Annotated in this window: 13 protein-coding genes; 2 read left to right on the forward strand and 11 right to left on the reverse strand. The window is 59.0% G+C overall.

Features of this window, described 5'->3' with window-relative positions; all coding sequences use genetic code 11:
• Positions 1-6: 6 nt before the first annotated feature.
• The 5 genes from pdeR to AC6I8F_RS09420 all read right to left on the reverse strand — a co-directional run bounded on the left by pdeR (position 7) and on the right by AC6I8F_RS09420 (position 9,056).
• A complete protein-coding gene (gene pdeR, locus AC6I8F_RS09400) occupies positions 7-1,992 on the reverse strand; it encodes a cyclic di-GMP phosphodiesterase (protein ID WP_498028755.1) in 1,986 nt (661 codons plus the stop codon).
• A 153-nt stretch (positions 1,993-2,145) separates the two neighbouring features.
• Positions 2,146-2,442 carry a YbdD/YjiX family protein gene (locus tag AC6I8F_RS09405; RefSeq protein ID WP_088517171.1) on the reverse strand — a complete coding sequence of 99 codons (297 nt, stop codon included), beginning with the start codon at positions 2,440-2,442 and terminating at the stop codon, positions 2,146-2,148.
• Positions 2,435-4,501 (reverse strand): carbon starvation CstA family protein, encoded by a 2,067-nt coding sequence (locus AC6I8F_RS09410; protein ID WP_498028756.1) that lies wholly within the window; start codon positions 4,499-4,501, stop codon positions 2,435-2,437. The genes AC6I8F_RS09405 and AC6I8F_RS09410 overlap by 8 nt, the downstream gene beginning before the upstream one ends.
• A 184-nt stretch (positions 4,502-4,685) precedes the next feature.
• The gene (locus tag AC6I8F_RS09415) at positions 4,686-6,620 is read right to left on the reverse strand and encodes an exoribonuclease II (RefSeq protein WP_498028757.1); all 1,935 of its coding nucleotides are present in this window, start codon (positions 6,618-6,620) and stop codon (positions 4,686-4,688) included.
• Between the two features lie 126 nt (positions 6,621-6,746).
• Positions 6,747-9,056, reverse strand: coding sequence for an FdhF/YdeP family oxidoreductase (locus AC6I8F_RS09420; RefSeq protein ID WP_152390976.1), 2,310 nt, complete (start codon positions 9,054-9,056; stop codon positions 6,747-6,749).
• A gap of 247 nt (positions 9,057-9,303) precedes the next feature.
• On the opposite strand from AC6I8F_RS09420, the gene AC6I8F_RS09425 reads away from it, so the two are divergent.
• Positions 9,304-10,893 carry a PTS transporter subunit EIIC gene (locus AC6I8F_RS09425; protein WP_021505960.1) on the forward strand — a complete coding sequence of 530 codons (1,590 nt, stop codon included), beginning with the start codon at positions 9,304-9,306 and terminating at the stop codon, positions 10,891-10,893.
• A gap of 188 nt (positions 10,894-11,081) precedes the next feature.
• Entirely contained in the window at positions 11,082-11,978 is an 897-nt protein-coding gene (locus AC6I8F_RS09430; protein ID WP_058758655.1) for a LysR family transcriptional regulator, read from the forward strand.
• Here AC6I8F_RS09430 and AC6I8F_RS09435 read toward each other — a convergent pair.
• From AC6I8F_RS09435 to sapB, 6 genes are all read right to left on the reverse strand, one after another.
• Positions 11,975-13,105 (reverse strand): CMD domain-containing protein, encoded by a 1,131-nt coding sequence (locus AC6I8F_RS09435; RefSeq protein WP_498028758.1) that lies wholly within the window; start codon positions 13,103-13,105, stop codon positions 11,975-11,977. The two genes, AC6I8F_RS09430 and AC6I8F_RS09435, sit on opposite strands and share 4 nt — an antisense overlap.
• A gap of 194 nt (positions 13,106-13,299) precedes the next feature.
• On the reverse strand, positions 13,300-14,088 hold the full coding sequence (gene fabI / locus AC6I8F_RS09440) for an enoyl-ACP reductase FabI (RefSeq protein ID WP_021505963.1): 789 nt from the start codon (positions 14,086-14,088) through the stop codon (positions 13,300-13,302).
• A 141-nt stretch (positions 14,089-14,229) separates the two neighbouring features.
• Entirely contained in the window at positions 14,230-15,033 is an 804-nt protein-coding gene (sapF, locus tag AC6I8F_RS09445; RefSeq protein WP_058758607.1) for a putrescine export ABC transporter ATP-binding protein SapF, read from the reverse strand.
• The gene (gene sapD / locus AC6I8F_RS09450; protein WP_021505966.1) at positions 15,033-16,028 is read right to left on the reverse strand and encodes a putrescine export ABC transporter ATP-binding protein SapD; all 996 of its coding nucleotides are present in this window, start codon (positions 16,026-16,028) and stop codon (positions 15,033-15,035) included. The genes sapF and sapD overlap by 1 nt, the downstream gene beginning before the upstream one ends.
• Positions 16,028-16,918, reverse strand: coding sequence for a putrescine export ABC transporter permease SapC (sapC, locus tag AC6I8F_RS09455; protein WP_498028759.1), 891 nt, complete (start codon positions 16,916-16,918; stop codon positions 16,028-16,030). Before sapC ends, sapD begins: the two co-directional genes overlap by 1 nt.
• Complete coding sequence (sapB, locus tag AC6I8F_RS09460) at positions 16,905-17,870, reverse strand: putrescine export ABC transporter permease SapB (protein WP_021505968.1); 966 nt, start codon at positions 17,868-17,870, stop codon at positions 16,905-16,907. Before sapB ends, sapC begins: the two co-directional genes overlap by 14 nt.
• Position 17,871 lies beyond the last annotated feature (1 nt).

The following is a 17,871-nucleotide window of genomic DNA, read 5'->3' on the forward strand; positions in this document are numbered from 1 at the left end:
AAGACGTTAAACGCGGGCAGGATGCTTAGCCAGCCAATGCCCGAGCTGCTCTGCGGGCATTGGTTTCGCATAATAATAACCCTGACGCCCATCGACACCGTTGGTCAGCACAAACTTCTCTTCGGCTTTGGTTTCGATGCCTTCGGCAATGACCTGTAAATCCAGGGCTTTCGCCACGGCAACGATCGCGCGCACCAGCGACTGCGATACCGGTTGCTTGTTGATATTGCGCACAAAACTTTGATCCAGCTTAATCGCATCGATCGGCACGCGCGCCAGCTGGGAAAGCGAGGAGTAGCCCGTGCCGAAATCATCCAGATGCACCTGTGCGCCTAACTCCTGAAACTGTTTCATCAGCTTCAGCGCACCGGTCTCATTCTCGATCAGACAGCTTTCCGTCAGCTCGATGTCTATCGGACACTCGCTGATGCCCGCTTCGCTCAGCGCCTGTTTCAGGTCGCTGTAGATGCTCTGGTCGATCAGCTGTTTGGCGGAAACGTTGACAGCGACGCGCAGGTAAATGCCTTCGCTGCGCCATTTAACGATTTGCTGCAGCACGTTCAGCATCACCCAGCGCCCGAGCGGCACAATCAGTCCGGACTCCTCCGCGTAAGAGATGAAATCGCCAGGCGGCACCAGGCCGCGTTCAGGTGAATTCCAGCGCACCAGCGCCTCGGCACTGCGCACTTCGCCGTCGCGATCGATCTTCGGCTGATAGTGCACCACCAGATGATCCTGCTCCAGCGCTTTGCGCAGATTGGTATCCAGCCACAGATATTCAAATACGCGCTGGTTCATCTCGCTGGCGAACACGCAGAATTTGCCGCGCCCGTTCTCTTTAGCGTGGTACATCGCGGTATCGGCGTTACGAATCAGACTTTCGCGATCTTCACCATGCAGCGGGGCGAGGGCGATACCAATCGAGCAGCCGCTGTAGACTTCGATCAGCCCAATACGGAACGGCTGACGCAGCCGCTCAAGAATGCGTGAGGCCATTGCCTCCAGCGCCGCCTGACTGGTGTGCTCAGCCAGTACCACAAACTCATCACCGCCGAGGCGCGCCAGCGTCTGGTCCTTGCCGAGACAGCTGAGGATCGCCAGCGACACCGCCTGCAGCAGCTGGTCGCCAAACATATGGCCGTAGGCATCGTTTACCTTCTTGAAATTGTCGAGATCGAGGTAAACCACGCCGGTCTGGCTGCCGTTAGCCAGCTCCAGTGCCAGGCTAATTTGCTGATGGATAGCATTGCGATTCGGCAGGCCCGTCACCGTGTCGGTATTGGCCATAACGCGTAAGCGCTCCTGCGCCCGACGCTCTTCTGTGATGTCGGTTCCGGAACAGATGAGGAAAATTTCATTTTTTCCGCTACCGCTGTGGACGAACTTATTACGAAACAGAAACAGTCGCTGACCTTTTCGGGTTTTAACCCAGCGCTCCACTTCGTAGGAGTTGCCGTCGCGAAAGAAGCCGGCGATGTTACGGCGCGACGCCTGCGCTTCCTGTTTGGTCATGAACAGCTGAAACACATTGCGGCCAATCACTTCCTGCTCTTTCAGGCCGGTGTACTCTTCGCTCAGGCGGTTAAAACGCTGAATGTTGCCGCGCTGATCGAGGATGACGATCACCGAATTCGCTTCTGACACCACCTGTTCGGCGAAGGAGAGGCCAAGGGTTAAATCGCGCGCCACCGACGAGGTATCGCCCCAGGCGGATGCGGTACCGGCCCAGGTGGACTGATTCACTTTACGGCCGACAAAGTGCATCGGCACGGGCGAGCCGTGCAGTGAAAGTGTCAGGTTGATGCTGGAGGTAATTACCGTCATGGCACGCAGCAGACTGGCCTGAGCCGGCGTCAGGGGCACCGCCATATTGGTATTGGCATTTTCATCTTCGGCAAAATGCAGCGCATCGCTATCTGAAGTTAAACGCCAATGAGGGCTGGTTGTGCCAAACAAGGTATATAGCAACGTTTGCCCTTGTTCATCGGTCATGGAAACTTCCTCCGGAGGAATGCGCAGCAGGGGTATCTCATTATTTTAGCAACAGTATTCAACCTCCTGCGCCAGCACAAGATGCAAACTGAATATATTTTTGTTTTTATTAAAGAATGGCACGAAAAAGCCCCGAATTCCGGGGCTGAAAGGTTAGCACGGGCACTTGCCGAGTTTGCCCGCCTGGCTGGGAAAACGTGCCTCCAGGCAGTAACGATGGAAGGCGCGCTCATCCATGGGGGGCTGTTCCGGATGTTTTTCGCGCATATGCTTCAGATAAGTTTGATAGTCGTGCACGCCCACCATTAACCGGAAGCTCTGCTGTAATCCCTGCCACAGACGCTGCCAGCGTGAGCGCGGCGCGGCAGGGGCGCGGGCAGCGAGCGGTAAGCACTGCTGAATTTGCCAGCCCGCGTGCGGCTTTTTCCAGCGTAAAATGGCCTCAGACATTTCGCACCTCCGAACGCAGTGACACGTCCGACTCATGGGTAGTCGGCACTGAACTGCGCAGCGCGCGCCGGATCACGAAGAACGCCGCAATCAGCATGGTTACCGCGACCAGCATGAAAAAGCCGCACAGCGCCGCGTTGATCTGGTTGCTGAACACGATGGTTTGCATGTCGGCCACGGTTTTCGCCGGTGCGATAATCACGCCCTCATCGAGACCTTTACGGAACTTACTGGCCTGCGCGAGGAAACCAATTGACGGTTTCTCATGGAAAATTTTCTGCCAGCCGGCGGTCATGGAGGTGATAAACAGCCAGGCGGTCGGCACAATCGTCACCCAGGCGTAACGCTGCTTTTTCATTTTGAACAGCACCACGGTACCGAGGATCAGCGCCATCGACGCCAGCATCTGGTTACCGATGCCAAACAGCGGCCACAGGGTATTGATGCCGCCGAGCGGATCGACCACGCCCTGATACACGAAGAAACCCCAGCCGGCCACCGCCACGGTGGTACCGGCCATGTTCCCTAGCCACGAGCGGTTGTTAGCCAGCGAAGGTATCACGGTCCCGACCAGATCCTGCACCATAAAACGGCAGGCGCGGGTACCGGCATCAACGGCGGTGAGGATAAACAGCGCCTCAAACAGAATGGCGAAGTGATACCAGAACGCCATCATTGCACGGCTGTTAAACACCTCGGTGATGATATGCGCCATCCCGACGGCAAACGTCGGTGCACCACCGGCGCGGGAGAGAATGGTGCTTTCGCCCACTTCGCCGGCAATACCGCTCAGCATCTCCGGCGTCACCACAAAGCCCCAGCCATTAATTACCTGAGACGCGTTCTCCACCGTGGTACCAATCAGCGCCGCCGGTGAGTTCATGGCAAAGTAGACGCCCGGATCGAGCACCGAGGCACAAATCAGCGCCATGATCGCCACAAAGGACTCCATCAGCATGGCGCCATAGCCGATAAAGCGAATATGGCTTTCGCGCTCCACCAGTTTTGGTGTGGTACCGCTCGACACCAGCGCGTGGAAGCCGGAGATCGCGCCGCAGGCAATGGTGATAAACAGGAACGGGAACAGCGCGCCGGAGAACACCGGCCCCGTGCCGTCGATAAAGCGCGTCACCGCCGGCATCTTCAGTTCCGGCATGGCGAACAGAATGCCCACCGCCAGCCCGATGATCACGCCGATTTTCAGGAAGGTGGAGAGGTAATCACGCGGCGCCAGCAGCAGCCACACCGGCAGCGACGAGGCAATAAAACCGTAGATCACCAGCACCCACGTCAGCTCGGTGCCTTTCAGGGTAAAAATCGGTCCCCAGTATGGATCGGCCGCCACGTCACCGCCGTAAATGATCGCCGCCATCATCAGCACAAAGCCGATGATCGACACTTCGGCGATTTTACCCGGACGCAGAAAGCGCATATACACGCCCATGAACAGGGCAATCGGAATGGTGGCGGCGATGGTAAACAGCCCCCACGGACTGTTAGCCAGCGCTTTCACCACCACCAGCGCCAGTGCGGAGAGAATAATGATCATCACACCGAGCGCACCGAGCATGGTGACCACGCCAGCGAACGAGCCCAGTTCCTGGCGCGCCATCTCACCCAGCGAACGACCGTCGCGGCGCGTGGAGATAAACAGCACCAGAAAATCCTGCACCGCGCCGGCCAGCATCACGCCGACCAGAATCCAGATGGTGCCGGGCAGAAAACCCATCTGCGCCGCCAGGATCGGCCCGACCAGCGGACCGGCACCGGCGATGGCGGCAAAGTGGTGGCCAAACAGCACCCATTTGTTGGTAGGAACATAGTCCAGCCCGTCATTGAAGCGCTCTGCCGGCGTGCGGCGCCGGTCGTCCAGCTCAAAAATGCGCCTGGCGATAAAAAGGCTGTAGAAGCGATACGCGATGCTATAGCAGGCGACGGAGGCTATCACCAGCCAGACGGCATTAACGTGCTCGCCGCGACTGAGCGCCAGCATGGCGAACGCAGCCGCACCAATTAACGCCACCGCTAACCAGATCAATCCGGTTCTGACGTTGTTCATGAGTTAACTCCTTGTAGGGACCGGGAAAAAGGCGATCGGAATACAACAAGTTAAAAGTAATGTAATGAATTGTTAACGACAGGGGATTGGATCAGAAGTGTGAAGCGGGAAACAAATTTAACAACTGCTCAGGCGGGCGGGGAAAAATGCGGGATAACGGCTGTTATCCCGCACGATTTCATGCTCAGGCGGCCGGACGGGCCACCACGCTGCGTGTTTCCATGCGCACTTCGGCGATGGTCACATCAATCACATCGGTCACGCGGTAGGCCACTTCACCTTTGATCTGCACGGTGCCGCTCTCCTGCGAGCACACCAGTTCGTCACGCACGGCGTGAATGAACGGGGCAGGGATAAAGGCGACCGCACCGTTCTCCAGCAGGCGCACGCGCATGCCGCCGCGCGAAACGTCGATGATCTCGGCGCTGAATTTACGGTCAGTACCGGCAAACGGCGCGAGGAAGCGCGCGTACAGCCAGTCACCGACATCGCGCTCGGCCATGCGGTTGAGACGGCGACGCTCACTCATGATCAGGGTCACGTCATCCTGTGGCCGTGCAATGCTTTCGCCGCGCACGATAGCCTTCAGCAGACGATGGTTGATCATGTCGCCGAATTTACGAATAGGAGACGTCCAGGTCGCGTAGGCGTCGAGACCGAGGCCAAAGTGCGGGCCCGGTTCGGTGCTGATTTCGGCGAAACTCTGGAAACGACGAATGCGGCTGTCGAGATACTGGGTTGGCTGCGCATCAAGCTGACGACGCAGCTGACGGAAGCCTTCCAGCGTGGTAATGGCCTGCGGATCAACCGTGATACCGTGCCCGGCCAGTACGCCAGCCGCCTGTTCCGCGTTCGCCAGGTCGAAACCGGTGTGCAGGTTGTAGATACCGAAGCCAAGCTTCTCCTGCAGCACTTTAGCGGCGCAGACGTTGGCGAGGATCATCGCTTCTTCCACGATGCGGTTCGCGATGCGGCGCGGTTCCGCAATAATATCCAGCACTTCGCCTTTCTCACCCAGCACGAAGCGGTAGTCAGGGCGATCTTTAAACACCAGCGCGTGCGTCTGACGCCACTCGCCGCGCGCCAGGCACAGGCGATGCAGCAGGCGAATCTGCTGCGCGATGGTGTCATTTTCCGGCTGCCAGCTGCCGCTGTTCTCCAGCCAGTCCGACACTTCGTCGTACACCAGCTTGGCTTTGGATTCGATCCACGCGGCAAAGAAGTGGGCATCGTCAGCCAGGCTGCCATCCGGCAGTACAGTGACGCGACACACCAGCGCCGGACGCCTGACGTTAGGGCGCAGCGAGCAGACATCATCCGACAGTTCGCGCGGCAGCATCGGGATGTTAAAGCCCGGCAGATAGTTGGTGAAAGCGCGTCTGGAGGCCAGCTGGTCGAGTTCGCTGCCGGCGGCAACGTAAGCGGTCGGGTCGGCAATGGCGATGGTCAGCGCCAGCTTGCCTTCTGCCAGCTCTTCAACATACAGCGCATCGTCCATATCTTCGGTGCTGGCGCTGTCGATGGTGACAAAGTTCAGCGCGGTGAGATCTTCACGCTGCAGCTGTTCGTCCAGCATCTCGCCAAAGCCCACTTCCGGCGCTTCGCGCTCCAGATTGTGGCGCGACAGCGTGACCCACCACGGCGCGAGGTGATCGTCCGCGGTGACAACAAATTCGGTCAGTTCGGCATAGAAACCGCGATCGCCTTTCAGCGGATGGCGGCGCATCTCTGCCACGGCCCAGTCACCGTTCTGGAAATCGTGGGTCAGGCCTCGCACCGCACGGCACTGAATCGCGTCTTTCAGCAGCGGATGATCCGGCACGATAGACAGGCGGTCATCTTTTTTCTGCACGCGGCCGACAAAGCGCGTCAGGAACGGCTCAATCAGGGTTTCCGGCTCCGCGCTCTCGCGGTCTTTATCAGTGTGGATCACGGCGGAAATGCGGTCGCCGTGCATCACTTTCTTCATCTGCGGAGGGGGAATGAAGTAGCTTTTCTGAGCGTCAACTTCGAGGAAGCCAAAGCCTTTTTCCGTGCCTTTCACAACACCTTCGGCGCGCGGGGTCTGCGCGTGAAGCTTCTCTTTCAGCTGCGCGAGCAGCGGGTTATCCTGGAACATAATATATTTAGTTTCGTGGCCTAAGAGCGGTGGACAGTTTTACGCGAATCAGGTCCGCGCGGCAAGGCTAAAACAGGCGAAAAAGCCGCTTTACACGGCTTTTTACTTTCTGGTAACGCACAGAACTCAGGCGATACGCTGGGTGGGCGCGGCGGCGGTCAGCGCCAGCTTCACCGGTACCGATTTAGAGGTGGGCGTGCCGCTGCCGTCACCGTAGCTGGAGAGCGGTACCAGCGGATTGGTCTCCGGATAGTAGGCGGCGAGGTTACCGCGCGGAATATTATACGGCACCAGCTTAAAGCCGCTGACGCGACGCGTCAGACCGTCATTCCACAGGGTTTCAATGTCAACCAGCTGTCCTTCGCTGAAACCGAGTGACGCCATGTCGTCCGGATGGATAAACACCACTTCACGCTGACCGTATACGCCACGATAGCGGTCATCCAGGCCGTAAATGGTGGTGTTGTACTGGTCATGCGAGCGCAGCGTCTGCAACGTGAACGGCACTTCAACGTCATTGCCCAGCTGCGGGAACAGCGAGGTCGGCAGTGCCGCCGCGCTGAATTCTGCCTGACGCGATGGCGTATTGAAACGCAGTTCTGCGGCAGCGTTACCGAGGTAAAAGCCGCCGGGAATATCACACTGACGGTTAAAATCAGCGAAGCCGGGGATGGTCGCCGCAATGTGATCGCGAATGACGTTGTAATCAGCGGCCATGCCGAGCCAGTCGATGTGGTCGCTGCCCAGCGTCGCGTGCGCGATACCGGCCACAATGGCTGTTTCTGAGCGCTGCGTTTCCGCCAGCGGAATGCCGACACCTTCAGAGGCATGCACCATGCTGAACGAATCTTCCACGGTGATGAACTGGTTGCCGCTGGCCTGGCGATCGCGCTCGGTACGGCCCAGCGTCGGCAGAATCAGGCCTTCGTGGCCCGGTACCAGATGGCTGCGGTTCAGCTTGGTGCTGATGTGTACCGTCAGACCACAGTGCTGCAGCGCTTCTTCGGTAACCGGTGAGTCCGGCGCCGCCGCGGCGAGGTTACCGCCCAGCGCAATCAGCACTTTGACTTCATCACGCAGCATGGCGTTGAGCGCTTCAACCGTGTTATGACCGTGCTCGCGCGGCGGTTCAAAAGCAAAATGTGCGCCCAGTGCATCGAGGAACGCTTTCGACGGTTTCTCGTCGATGCCCATGGTGCGGTTGCCCTGCACGTTACTGTGGCCGCGTACCGGACACAGGCCCGCGCCTTGTTTGCCGAGCTGGCCAAACAGCAGCTGCAGGTTAACGATTTCCCGTACCGTATCGACCGAGTGTTTGTGCTGAGTGATGCCCATCGCCCAGGTGATGATCACCCGTTCGGCGCTCTGGTAAATGGCGGCGGCTTCGCGAATCTGGGCTTCGCTCAGGCCCGACTGCTGCACGATCTGCTCCCAGAGGGTCTCGTCGACAGCCGCCAGATACTGCTCAACGCCCTGGGTGTTGGCGTCAATAAAGGCCTGATCGAAAATGCCTTTTTCACCGGCGGCCAGCCGTTTACGCTGCTCTTCCAGTAGCGCTTTAACCATGCCGCGCACCGCCGCCATATCGCCGCCGAGGTTGGGCTGATAATAGGCGGAGCTGATGTTGCCGGCCATCGACGTCACCACTTCCAGCGGCTTCTGCGGATCGGCAAAACGTTCCAGGCCGCGCTCACGCAGGGTATTAAAGGTGACGATTCTGGCGCCGTGATCGGCGGCGTGACGCAGGCTGTGCAGCATGCGCGGATGGTTGGTGCCGGGGTTCTGGCCAAAGACAAAAATCGCATCAGCGTGGTCGAAATCGTCCAGGCGAATGGTGCCTTTACCGACGCCAATGCTACGTTTCAGTCCGGTGCCGCTGGCTTCGTGGCACATGTTGGAGCAGTCAGGGAAATTGTTGGTGCCCAGCACGCGGCCAAACAGCTGGTACAGCCACGAGGCTTCATTGCTGGCGCGACCGGAGGTGTAAAGCTCCAGCTGATCCGGATGATCCATTGCCTGCAAATGCTGCGCGATCAGCGCAAAGGCGTCATCCCAGCTAATCGGTTCATAGTGATCGGTCGCGCTGTTGTAGCGCATCGGGTGGGTCAGACGGCCCTGATACTCAAGGAAATAGTCGCTTTGCTGATACAGAGTGCTGACGCTGTGCTGGGCAAAAAATTCTGGCTCGACGACGCGGCGTGTCGCTTCCCAGGTCACGGCTTTCGCGCCGTTTTCACAGAAGCTGAAGGTGCTCTTGTTATCATCGCCCCAGGCACAGCCCGGGCAGTCAAAGCCGCGCGCTTTGTTCATGCGCATCAGGTTACGCATGTTTTTCAGGGCGGCTTTACTGTCAAGGACAAAACGGGTGGTGGCTTCCAGCGAGCCCCAGCCGCCCGCAGCGGCGCGATAGGGCTGAATCTTACGTTTAAATTTCATGATAGTCGCAGGCTTATTGTTTATGAATTGTTATCAGAATATGACTTCTGTTGGTGAGAAGTGTGCGACTGACGGCAAAAGTTGTCTAATTGATTGACTTAATGGTGCGATAGTTAACGTTTATCGCGCGCCAGGGGTGAAAGCGTGATCGGCATCATAAATTATCCGCTACCGCGCGCCGGCGGGTAAGTGCGCGGCCAAATAGTGGCTAATAATTGCTCTTTCCGTTAGCAAAAGGGCGCGCTCCATGAAGCAACTTGCCAGTCAGGTTCACGCATTCGGCAAAGCCTTAATGATGCCGATCTCCGTCATTGCTGCCGCCGGTATCTTTCTCGGTCTGGCCGCCGCGTTGCAGAATCCGGCGATCACCGGTGAAGCATTTGCCAGTTTGCAGGTGCCGCAGTTGATCATCGGTTTTATTCGTAAAGTGGCGGGTGCGCTGTTTGCCAACCTGCCGGTATTTTTTGCCGTCGCCAGCGCAATTGGGCTGGCCAAAGCGGAGAAACCCACCGCCGCGTTTGCGGCAGTGATTGGCTATATCGCCATGAATGTGGGGATCAGCGCCACGCTGGCGGCGAAAGGGCTGACGGCGGCCACCACCACGCCCGAGGCGCTGCAGCAGGCGGGCATGGACCAGACCAGCGCCATGATGACGTCAGCCGAGTACATCGACATGCTCGGCATTTTTACCTACAACATGAGCGTGCTGGGCGGGGTGATTGCCGGCCTGCTCACTGTGATGCTGCACAACCGCTTCTATACCCAGCAGTTGCCCACGGCGATCAGCTTTTTTGGCGGGCGTCGCTTTGTGCCCATCGTGACGGTGGTGGTGCTGCCGCTGACGGGCGTGCTGCTGGCGCTTATCTGGCCAACCATCGGCCAGGGCATTGCGTGGGTCGGCCAGATGATCGGTAAAAGCGGTCAGTACGGTGCCTTTTTGCTCGGCGCCTGCGAGCGCCTGCTGATCCCGACCGGCCTGCATCACATCCTCAATGAAACCGTGCGCTTTACGCCGATTGGCGGCATGGCGACGGTGGACGGCCAGACCATCGTCGGCGCGCTGAATATTTTCAACACCTCGCTGACCCATCCCGGCGCGATTCCGGACGACACCGTGCGTACCGCCACGCAGTTTCTCGCCCAGGGCAAAATCCCGGTGATGATGTTCGGTCTGCCCGCCGCCGCGCTGGCCATCTATCACACTGCCAAACCTGAACATAAGCAGCGGGTCAAAGCGCTGGTGCTGGCCGGTGCGCTGACCTCGTTTACCACCGGCATCACCGAACCGCTGGAGTTCTGCTTCATCTTCGTCTCGCCGGTGTTGTACGTGATGCACGCGCTGCTGACCGGCCTGTCGTTTATGCTGATGTCGATGCTGCACCTGATGATCGGTAACGTGCAGGGCGGCGCGATTGATCTGCTGGTGTTTGGCATTCTCGGCGGCAGCAAAACCCACTGGTGGTGGACGCTGGTGCTGGGCGCCATTTACGCGCCGGTTTATTACTGGGGCTTTCGCCTGGTGATTACCCGGATGCAGGTGGAAACGCCGGGGCGTGAATCCGAAGAGGAAGCCAAACCGCAGCAGGTGGCGGCGGATGAACGCACCCGCGTGATCATCAGCGGGCTAGGCGGAGAGGCCAATATAGAGGACGTCGATTGCTGCTTCACTCGCCTGCGCGTGCGGGTCAAAGAGATGAAAGAAGTGGTGGATCAAACGCTGCTGTCGACCGGCGCTAACGGGGTTAATCGCGTCAGCGAGCACGATGTGCAGGTGATTTACGGGCCGCAGGTCGAGAAGATCGCTAACGAGGTGAAAAGTGCGCTCGGCGTCGCCTGATGCCGGGCGGTACCGTTAATCATGCGGGTCGCGACCGGTGGCGACCCGCCGCGTCTCCTTGTATATATCACCCGCTATCCGCCTGAGCAATCCGCCTGACAACGCAGAAATTTCTTCGCTGAGTGCGCGTTGGGGCGCGACGAGTTTTGCTACCATAACGCGATAAAAATTCGACGGTGGATAAGAAAATCGACATCAAGCAATTGATTTATCTGTGCAATCTGGAGCGCGAGCGCCATTTTGGCCGCGCGGCTGAGGCCAGCTTCGTCAGCCAGCCCACGCTCTCGATGCGGCTTAAAAACCTTGAGCGTGAGCTGGGGCTGTCGCTGATCAATCGCAGCAACAACTTTGACGGCTTCACGCCGGAAGGGGAACGCGTGCTGACGTGGGCGCGCGAAATTGTTTCGGTCTATCAGGGACTGAAGCTGGAAGTGGAGTCGCTCAAACACGGTGTCAACGGCACGCTGCGGCTGGGCGTGATGCCGCAGTGCAGCGTGGCGCTGCCGGCGTTACTGAAAGCGGTGGAAGCGCGCTATCCGCAGCTCGACTATCGCGTTTCTGCCATGAGCGCCGATCAACTGCTGGAAGCGCTTAACAGCCACACCGTGGACGGCGGTATCGGCTTTTTTGAGCTGACGTCACTGCGGGAACTGCATTTCCAGACCGCGCTGCTCAACGATCGCGGTGTCGAAGCCATTTTCCATCCCGATCACTTCCCGGCGCTGCTGCAGCATGAGCGGCTATCGCTGCACACGCTGGCGAGCCAACCGCTGTGCCTGGCCGAGCCCACGCGCTATTTCCGGCGTTACCTCGACGGACAGTTGCGTGAAACCGGCGTGCTGCCGCGGGTAATTGTGGAAAGCGCCTCGGTAATGCAGCTGATTCAGAGTGCGCAGGTTGGCCTGGGCGTCATGGTGTCGCCCTGCGGCCATCTGCTACCGGAAATGTTGCACCATCTGGCGCGCCGGCCGATTGATATCGCGCCGATGGGACGTCAGGCGGCGCTGGTGATTGCCGAGCCGGGCAGGGCGTCGCCGCTGTCGCAGCACTTCTTTGACGAAGCACGACGCCACCTGGCGGATTAGCGCGCTTCGCCCAACGCCATCAGCAGTCGATCCTGCCAGCTGGCAAATGCCACCGCCTGCATCAGTGTGAACAGGCGCTCGCTGCCCCAGCCCGCGTTTAACAGCGGCTGCAGATGGGCGGCACTGAAGCGCTCCGGCAGCCGGGTAAGCTGGGCGCTCAGCGCGATCACCTGCTGCGTCAGGCTGTCATCGCTGGCCTGATCCACATCGTGTAGCAAACGCGTGCGCCAGCCGTTCGCCAGCTGCGCGAACTGGCGTCGGCAGCCCAGTACGCGCGCGCTGACTGCCTGCGCCAGCTGTTCCTCTTCCCCACCATAAGCCTCAAGCCGCTGACGCAGCGTCGCCCAGCCATACAGCGCCTGGGCATCGTGCACCAGCAGCCAGACAGCCTCGTCGAGTCCGGCCATACCCTGACAAAAGGTCACCGCCGCCAGCTGGTCAGCGCTGGCATAGCGCAGCTCAACCGGCTTGAGGGCGTGCTGCCAGGCAGCAGCCTGACTGAACAGCACCGCATCGGCGTCGGTGGGCGGCGTGACGCCAGGGATCCAGCGCACCGGCAGGCCCATCATCGCCTGAAGCGCGGCGACCACGCGCGCCTGATAGCTGACGTAGCCTACTAGCTGGTTGAGCGTAACGATATCGGATTCAGTCAGGCCTACCGCATCCAGCGCGCTGATGCTGCTGGCGGTAATCAGCTCCGGCTGCATCGCCAGCTGGCGCGCATACTGGGTGATTTGCGTCAGGCGATTATTGCTTTCGCGCGAAGAATCCGGTCCCGGCAGCGGATTAAGCCGCGCCGAGTAGTGATTGCACAGCCGCTGCACGCCAGCCACCTGTGCCACCGTGAGTGCGGTGCTGAGACGATCGTACAGCGTTAGCGTGTGGGTCAGCGAGGTGCTGACCACATCAGGCAGCAGGGTATGGCTCAGGTCGCGTGCCGCCTGTAGCACTGGCTGAAAGCGCTGCAGCAGCGGCTGCAGTGCGCTGGCTTCCTGCTGCAGGCCGAGCAGAAAACGGTCATCAATATGAGCGGCTTCGGGAACCAGGGGAGCAGCAGCGGACGTATGCGGGCGAGTCTGGCTTTCATAAAACCAGTGGTCATGGCCGGGAGAACGGCGGTGTTCCATGGTCATTCCTTTCGCAAAAAACGGACTGAGTGCACAACGGGAAAATCTGAAAAGCGCATCGCCACTCAAGGGCTAGCTTATCGTCGCTGAACGGCTGTCCACGGCAAAAGAATGATGGGGAATAATTAATAGCGTGTGGCTATAAGGCGGGGAGAGAAAAGAAAATGGGCGAGCACCTGGCTCGCCCGCAGAACTTATTTCAGTTCCAGCTCGTTCATTGCGGCAATGCTAAAGCCGCCATCGACGTGCACCACTTCACCGGTGATACCACCCGCCAGGTCTGAGCACAGGAAGGCCGCAGAATTACCCACGTCCTCGATGGTAACGGTACGACGAATCGGGGTTACCGCTTCGCAGTGTGCCAGCATCTTACGGAAATCTTTGATGCCTGATGCGGCCAGGGTACGGATTGGACCGGCAGACACGGCGTTAACACGCACGCCTTCCGGACCCATCGCATTCGCCATGTAACGCACGTTGGCTTCCAGCGACGCTTTCGCCAGACCCATCACGTTGTAGTTCGGGATAGCGCGCTCTGCACCCAGGTAAGAGAGGGTCAGCAGTGCTGCGTTCGGGTTCAGCATCGCGCGGCACTCTTTGGCCATCGCCACAAAGCTGTAGGCGCTGATGTCGTGCGCGATTTTGAAGCCTTCACGGGTAACGGCGTTCACATAGTCGCCATCCAGCTGGTCGCCCGGGGCGAAGCCGATGGAGTGAACAAAGCCGTCAAATTTCGGCCAGGTTTTTGCCAGTTCAGTGAACAGGGCAGTGATGCTCTCGTCTTCTGCCACATCGCACGGCAGAACAATGTCTGAACCCAGTTCTTTAGCGAACTCTTCCACGCGACCTTTCAGTTTGTCGTTCTGGTAGGTGAAAGCCAGTTCTGCGCCCTGTTTGTGCATCGCCTGCGCAATACCGTAGGCGATGGAAAGTTTACTGGCAACGCCAGTAATCAGAATGCGCTTACCGGAAAGAAAACCCATAGCTGTAATCCTTATGGTCATTGTTGTTGGCGGTCGCAATGATTAAAAATTGTGCGACCGACGTTAATCGACGTGCGGATTCTAGCACGTCTGTATCAAATGGGGTAAATCGCGCCGCGTTTTCCGCTACGGCCGTAGCACTCAACGCTCGCGCCGCCACGCCTCGGCGGTTAACGCTTCGCCAAAATGACTGGCAATCAGCCGTTTGGTTAAGTCGTGCAGCGGCGAGGCCAGCACGTCAGCGGTGCCGCCGCGCTCCACCACTTCGCCCTGATGCATCACCAGCACCTGGTCGCTGATGTGCTTCATCATGCCAAGATGCTGAGTGACATAAATATAGGCGATGCCGTGTTTCTCCTGCAGCTCCAGCATCAGGTTCACCAGCTGCGAACGCATGGTCATGTCCAGCGAGGCGAGGGCTTCATCGGCGACAATCACCTTCGGCTGCAGAATCAGCGCGCGCGCCAGCGCCAGACGCTGCTTCTGGCCGGGCGCCAGCATGTGCGGATAGTAGCCGGCATGGTCGCGCAGCAGCCCGACCTGACGCAGCGTGGCAATGATGCGCTTTTCGCGTGCTTCATCATCAAGATCGGTATTCAGCCGCAGCGGAAAATCAAGGATCTGGCTGACGCGCTGGCGCGGATTGAGCGACGTCGACGGATCCTGAAAAATCATGCGAATCCGCTGGCTGCGGTAGCCGTAATCGCCGTAGCTAAGCGGGTGATCGTCAATCAGCATCTCGCCTTCGCTTGGCGCCACCATGCCGCTCAGCATCTTCGCCAGCGTGGATTTGCCCGAACCGTTCTCGCCGATAATGGCCAGCGTCTGCTTTTCGCGCAGGGTAAAACTGACGTTTTTCACCGCTTCAACATGCTGGCGCCGGAACAGCCCGGTGCGGTAGCGGTAGGTTTTGCTCAGGTTGCGCACTTCCAGCAGGGTTTCCATTATTGGCTCTCCATATTCAGCGGGAAGTGACAGGCATAAAGATGCGCTTTAGTGCCGCTCAGGCGCGGCGTTTCGATGCATTTACGCTGCGCGTAAGGGCAGCGCGGACCGAGACGGCAGCCAATCGGCAGATGTTCCAGCGACGGTATCGCGCCGGACAGCGTATTCAGGCGACTTTTATGCGGCAGCGCGCGGCCAAAGTCGGGCATGGCGCGGATCAGCGCCTGCGTATACGGATGGTGCGGCGTTTCCATCAGATCGTCACTCTGCGCGGTTTCCACCGTTTGTCCGCAGTACATCACGTTGATGCGGTCCGCCCACTGACTCATGGTGCGCAGGTCATGGCTGATCAGCAAAATCGTGGTGTTGTTATTCTGATTGAGGCGGCTCAGCAGACGGAAAATCTGCGCCTGGGTGGTGGGCTCCATGGCATTGGTTGGCTCATCGGCAATCAGCAGGCGCGGCTGATTGGCCAGCGCGATGGCGATCATCACCTTCTGACATTCGCCTTCGGTCAGCTCATACGGGAAGCTGCGCATAATGTCTTTGTGATCTTTAATGCCGACGCGGTGCAGCAGCTCAATGGCGCGCTCTTTGCGCCAGAACCACAGGCGCTGATACCAGCGGCCTTTAAACGTCCAGCGTGGAATGGCCTGCATCAGCTGGCGGCCGACACTTTCAGAAGGATCGAGACAGGATTGCGGCTCCTGAAAAATCATCGACACGTTATGGCCAACGATGCGCCGCCGTTCGCGCGGCGACAGGCGCAGCAGGTCGATATCATCGAACACCATACGGTCGGCGGTGACGCGCCAGTTATCTTTGGTCACGCCGCAGATGGCTTTCGCCACCAGACTTTTCCCCGAGCCGGATTCGCCCACCAGGCCACGCACTTCGCCCTCGTTTAGCGTCAGATTGATGCGATCGACCGCTTTCACCGGACCTTCAGCGGTCATGAATTCAATGGTGAGATTTCGGATGTCGAGTAACGGCATTATTCCACTCCCGCAGCGACAGCGCGACGGATGCCATCGCCCAGCAGGTTAACAATCAGTACGCTTACCATCAGCGCGGCACCCGGCAGCATCACCGTCCACGGCGCCACGTAAATCAGCTCCAGCGCGTCACCCAGCATCGCACCCCATTCGGGCGAGGGCAGCTGCGCGCCGAGGTCAAGAAAGCCGAGCGCGGCGATGTCGAGGATCGCCATCGACAGCGAGCGGGTAAATTCACTGACCAGCAGCGGCAGAACGTTTGGCAGCACCGCATTCCACAGAATATTCAGGTTGCGAGCGCCATCCAGCCGCAGCGCCACCACATACTCTTTTTCCATCTCATCATGCACTGCCGTGTAGATTTCGCGCACCAGACGCGGGATCAGCGCCAGCAGTACCGCCAGCATTGCATGCTCCAGCCGCGGGCCAAGAAAGGCCACCACGATAATCGCCAGCAGCAGAGAGGGAATCGACAGCAGCGTATCCAGCACGTGATTCATCACCGCCGAGCGCAAACCGTGGGTTATCCCCGCCAGCACGCCCAGCAGCATCGCGCAGATTGCTGCCAGCACCGTTACCAGCAGCGCAGAGCCAACCGTCGGCGCCACGCCGCTCAGTAAACGGCTTAGCACATCGCGCCCGAGATCGTCAGTACCGAGAAAGAAGGAGACATCTCCGTAGCGCGACCACGACGGCGGCAACAGCTGATAGCCGAGGAACTGCTGGTCGATACCGTAAGGGGACAGCAGCCCGCCGAACAGGCAGAGAAACAGCAGGATGCCGAAGCCGTACAGGCCAATCATGGCGCTGGTATCGCGATAAAAGCGCTGCCAGCTGAGGCGAAACGCACTCGGCAGCCGCTTCTCGGCGTAGATGTTATCTGAGGGCATACCACTCCTTGTGTTTCAGCGGATTGAGCGCCGCACCGATAATATCCGACAGTACGCTGACCAGAATCACTAGCCCGCCAACCACCATCACGCCTGCGGAGATCGCCGCGTAATCCTGCTGACGGATAGCGTTAATCAGCCAGCGCCCCAGTCCAGGCCAGTTGAACACCACTTCGGTGATCATCGCCAGCGTCAGCATGGTGGAGAATTGCAGGCCAAGACGCGGGATCACCGGCGGCAGTGCGTTGTGCAACACGTGACGACGTATCACGGTGAAGCGCGACAAGCCGCGCGTTGCCGCTGCCTTGACGTAATTTTTATCCATCACGTCGCTGGTGCTGTTGCGCAGCAGGCGAATCACTTCGGTAGTCGGTGCCACAGCCAGCACGATCACCGGCAGAATCAGGTGCGTCAGCGCGCTGACCAGCATCTCATGCCGCCACGGTGAAGGGCTAAGCCAGGCGTCAATCAGGGCAAAACCAGTAATGTTCTGCACCGGATAGAGCAGGTCGAAACGACCGGAAACCGGCAGCCAGCCCAGCGTCAGCGAAAACAGCAGGGTAAACAGCAGCGCCAGCCAGAACACCGGCATTGAGAAGCCGAGCAGCGCCAGCGCGCTGATGGCTTTATCCTGCCATTTATTGCGCATCACGCCGGCGCAGATGCCGAGCGGAATACCGACCAGCAGCGCCAGCATAAACGCCAGCACGCACAGTTCCAGCGTGGCGGGAAACACCTCGCGCAGCTGTATATCAATTGCCTGACCGTTGGTGCTGGAGACACCGAAATCAAACTGCAGCAGCCCTTTAAACCAGAACCACCAGGCATCGAACAGCGAGGCGCCTTCCAGCGGCGCGTTAGGCGTGAAATAGCTCAGGCTGAAACTCACCAGCGAGAGTAAGAACAGGGTGATGATCAGCAACAGCAGGCGACGCAACAGATAGATGATCATG

The sequence above is a fragment of the gamma proteobacterium symbiont of Axiagastus rosmarus genome, assembly GCF_059730925.1.

Coding starts and splice junctions, on each gene's coding strand:
- pdeR (WP_498028755.1), bottom strand. CDS start 1,992: ATGACCGATGAACAAGGGCAAACGTTGCTATATACCTTGTTTGGCACA.
- sapD (WP_021505966.1), bottom strand. CDS start 16,028: ATGCCGTTACTCGACATCCGAAATCTCACCATTGAATTCATGACCGCT.
- sapB (WP_021505968.1), bottom strand. CDS start 17,870: ATGATCATCTATCTGTTGCGTCGCCTGCTGTTGCTGATCATCACCCTG.
- sapC (WP_498028759.1), bottom strand. CDS start 16,918: ATGCCCTCAGATAACATCTACGCCGAGAAGCGGCTGCCGAGTGCGTTT.
- AC6I8F_RS09410 (WP_498028756.1), bottom strand. CDS start 4,501: ATGAACAACGTCAGAACCGGATTGATCTGGTTAGCGGTGGCGTTAATT.
- AC6I8F_RS09415 (WP_498028757.1), bottom strand. CDS start 6,620: ATGTTCCAGGATAACCCGCTGCTCGCGCAGCTGAAAGAGAAGCTTCAC.
- fabI (WP_021505963.1), bottom strand. CDS start 14,088: ATGGGTTTTCTTTCCGGTAAGCGCATTCTGATTACTGGCGTTGCCAGT.
- AC6I8F_RS09420 (WP_152390976.1), bottom strand. CDS start 9,056: ATGAAATTTAAACGTAAGATTCAGCCCTATCGCGCCGCTGCGGGCGGC.
- sapF (WP_058758607.1), bottom strand. CDS start 15,033: ATGGAAACCCTGCTGGAAGTGCGCAACCTGAGCAAAACCTACCGCTAC.
- AC6I8F_RS09405 (WP_088517171.1), bottom strand. CDS start 2,442: ATGTCTGAGGCCATTTTACGCTGGAAAAAGCCGCACGCGGGCTGGCAA.
- AC6I8F_RS09435 (WP_498028758.1), bottom strand. CDS start 13,105: ATGGAACACCGCCGTTCTCCCGGCCATGACCACTGGTTTTATGAAAGC.
- AC6I8F_RS09425 (WP_021505960.1), top strand. CDS start 9,304: ATGAAGCAACTTGCCAGTCAGGTTCACGCATTCGGCAAAGCCTTAATG.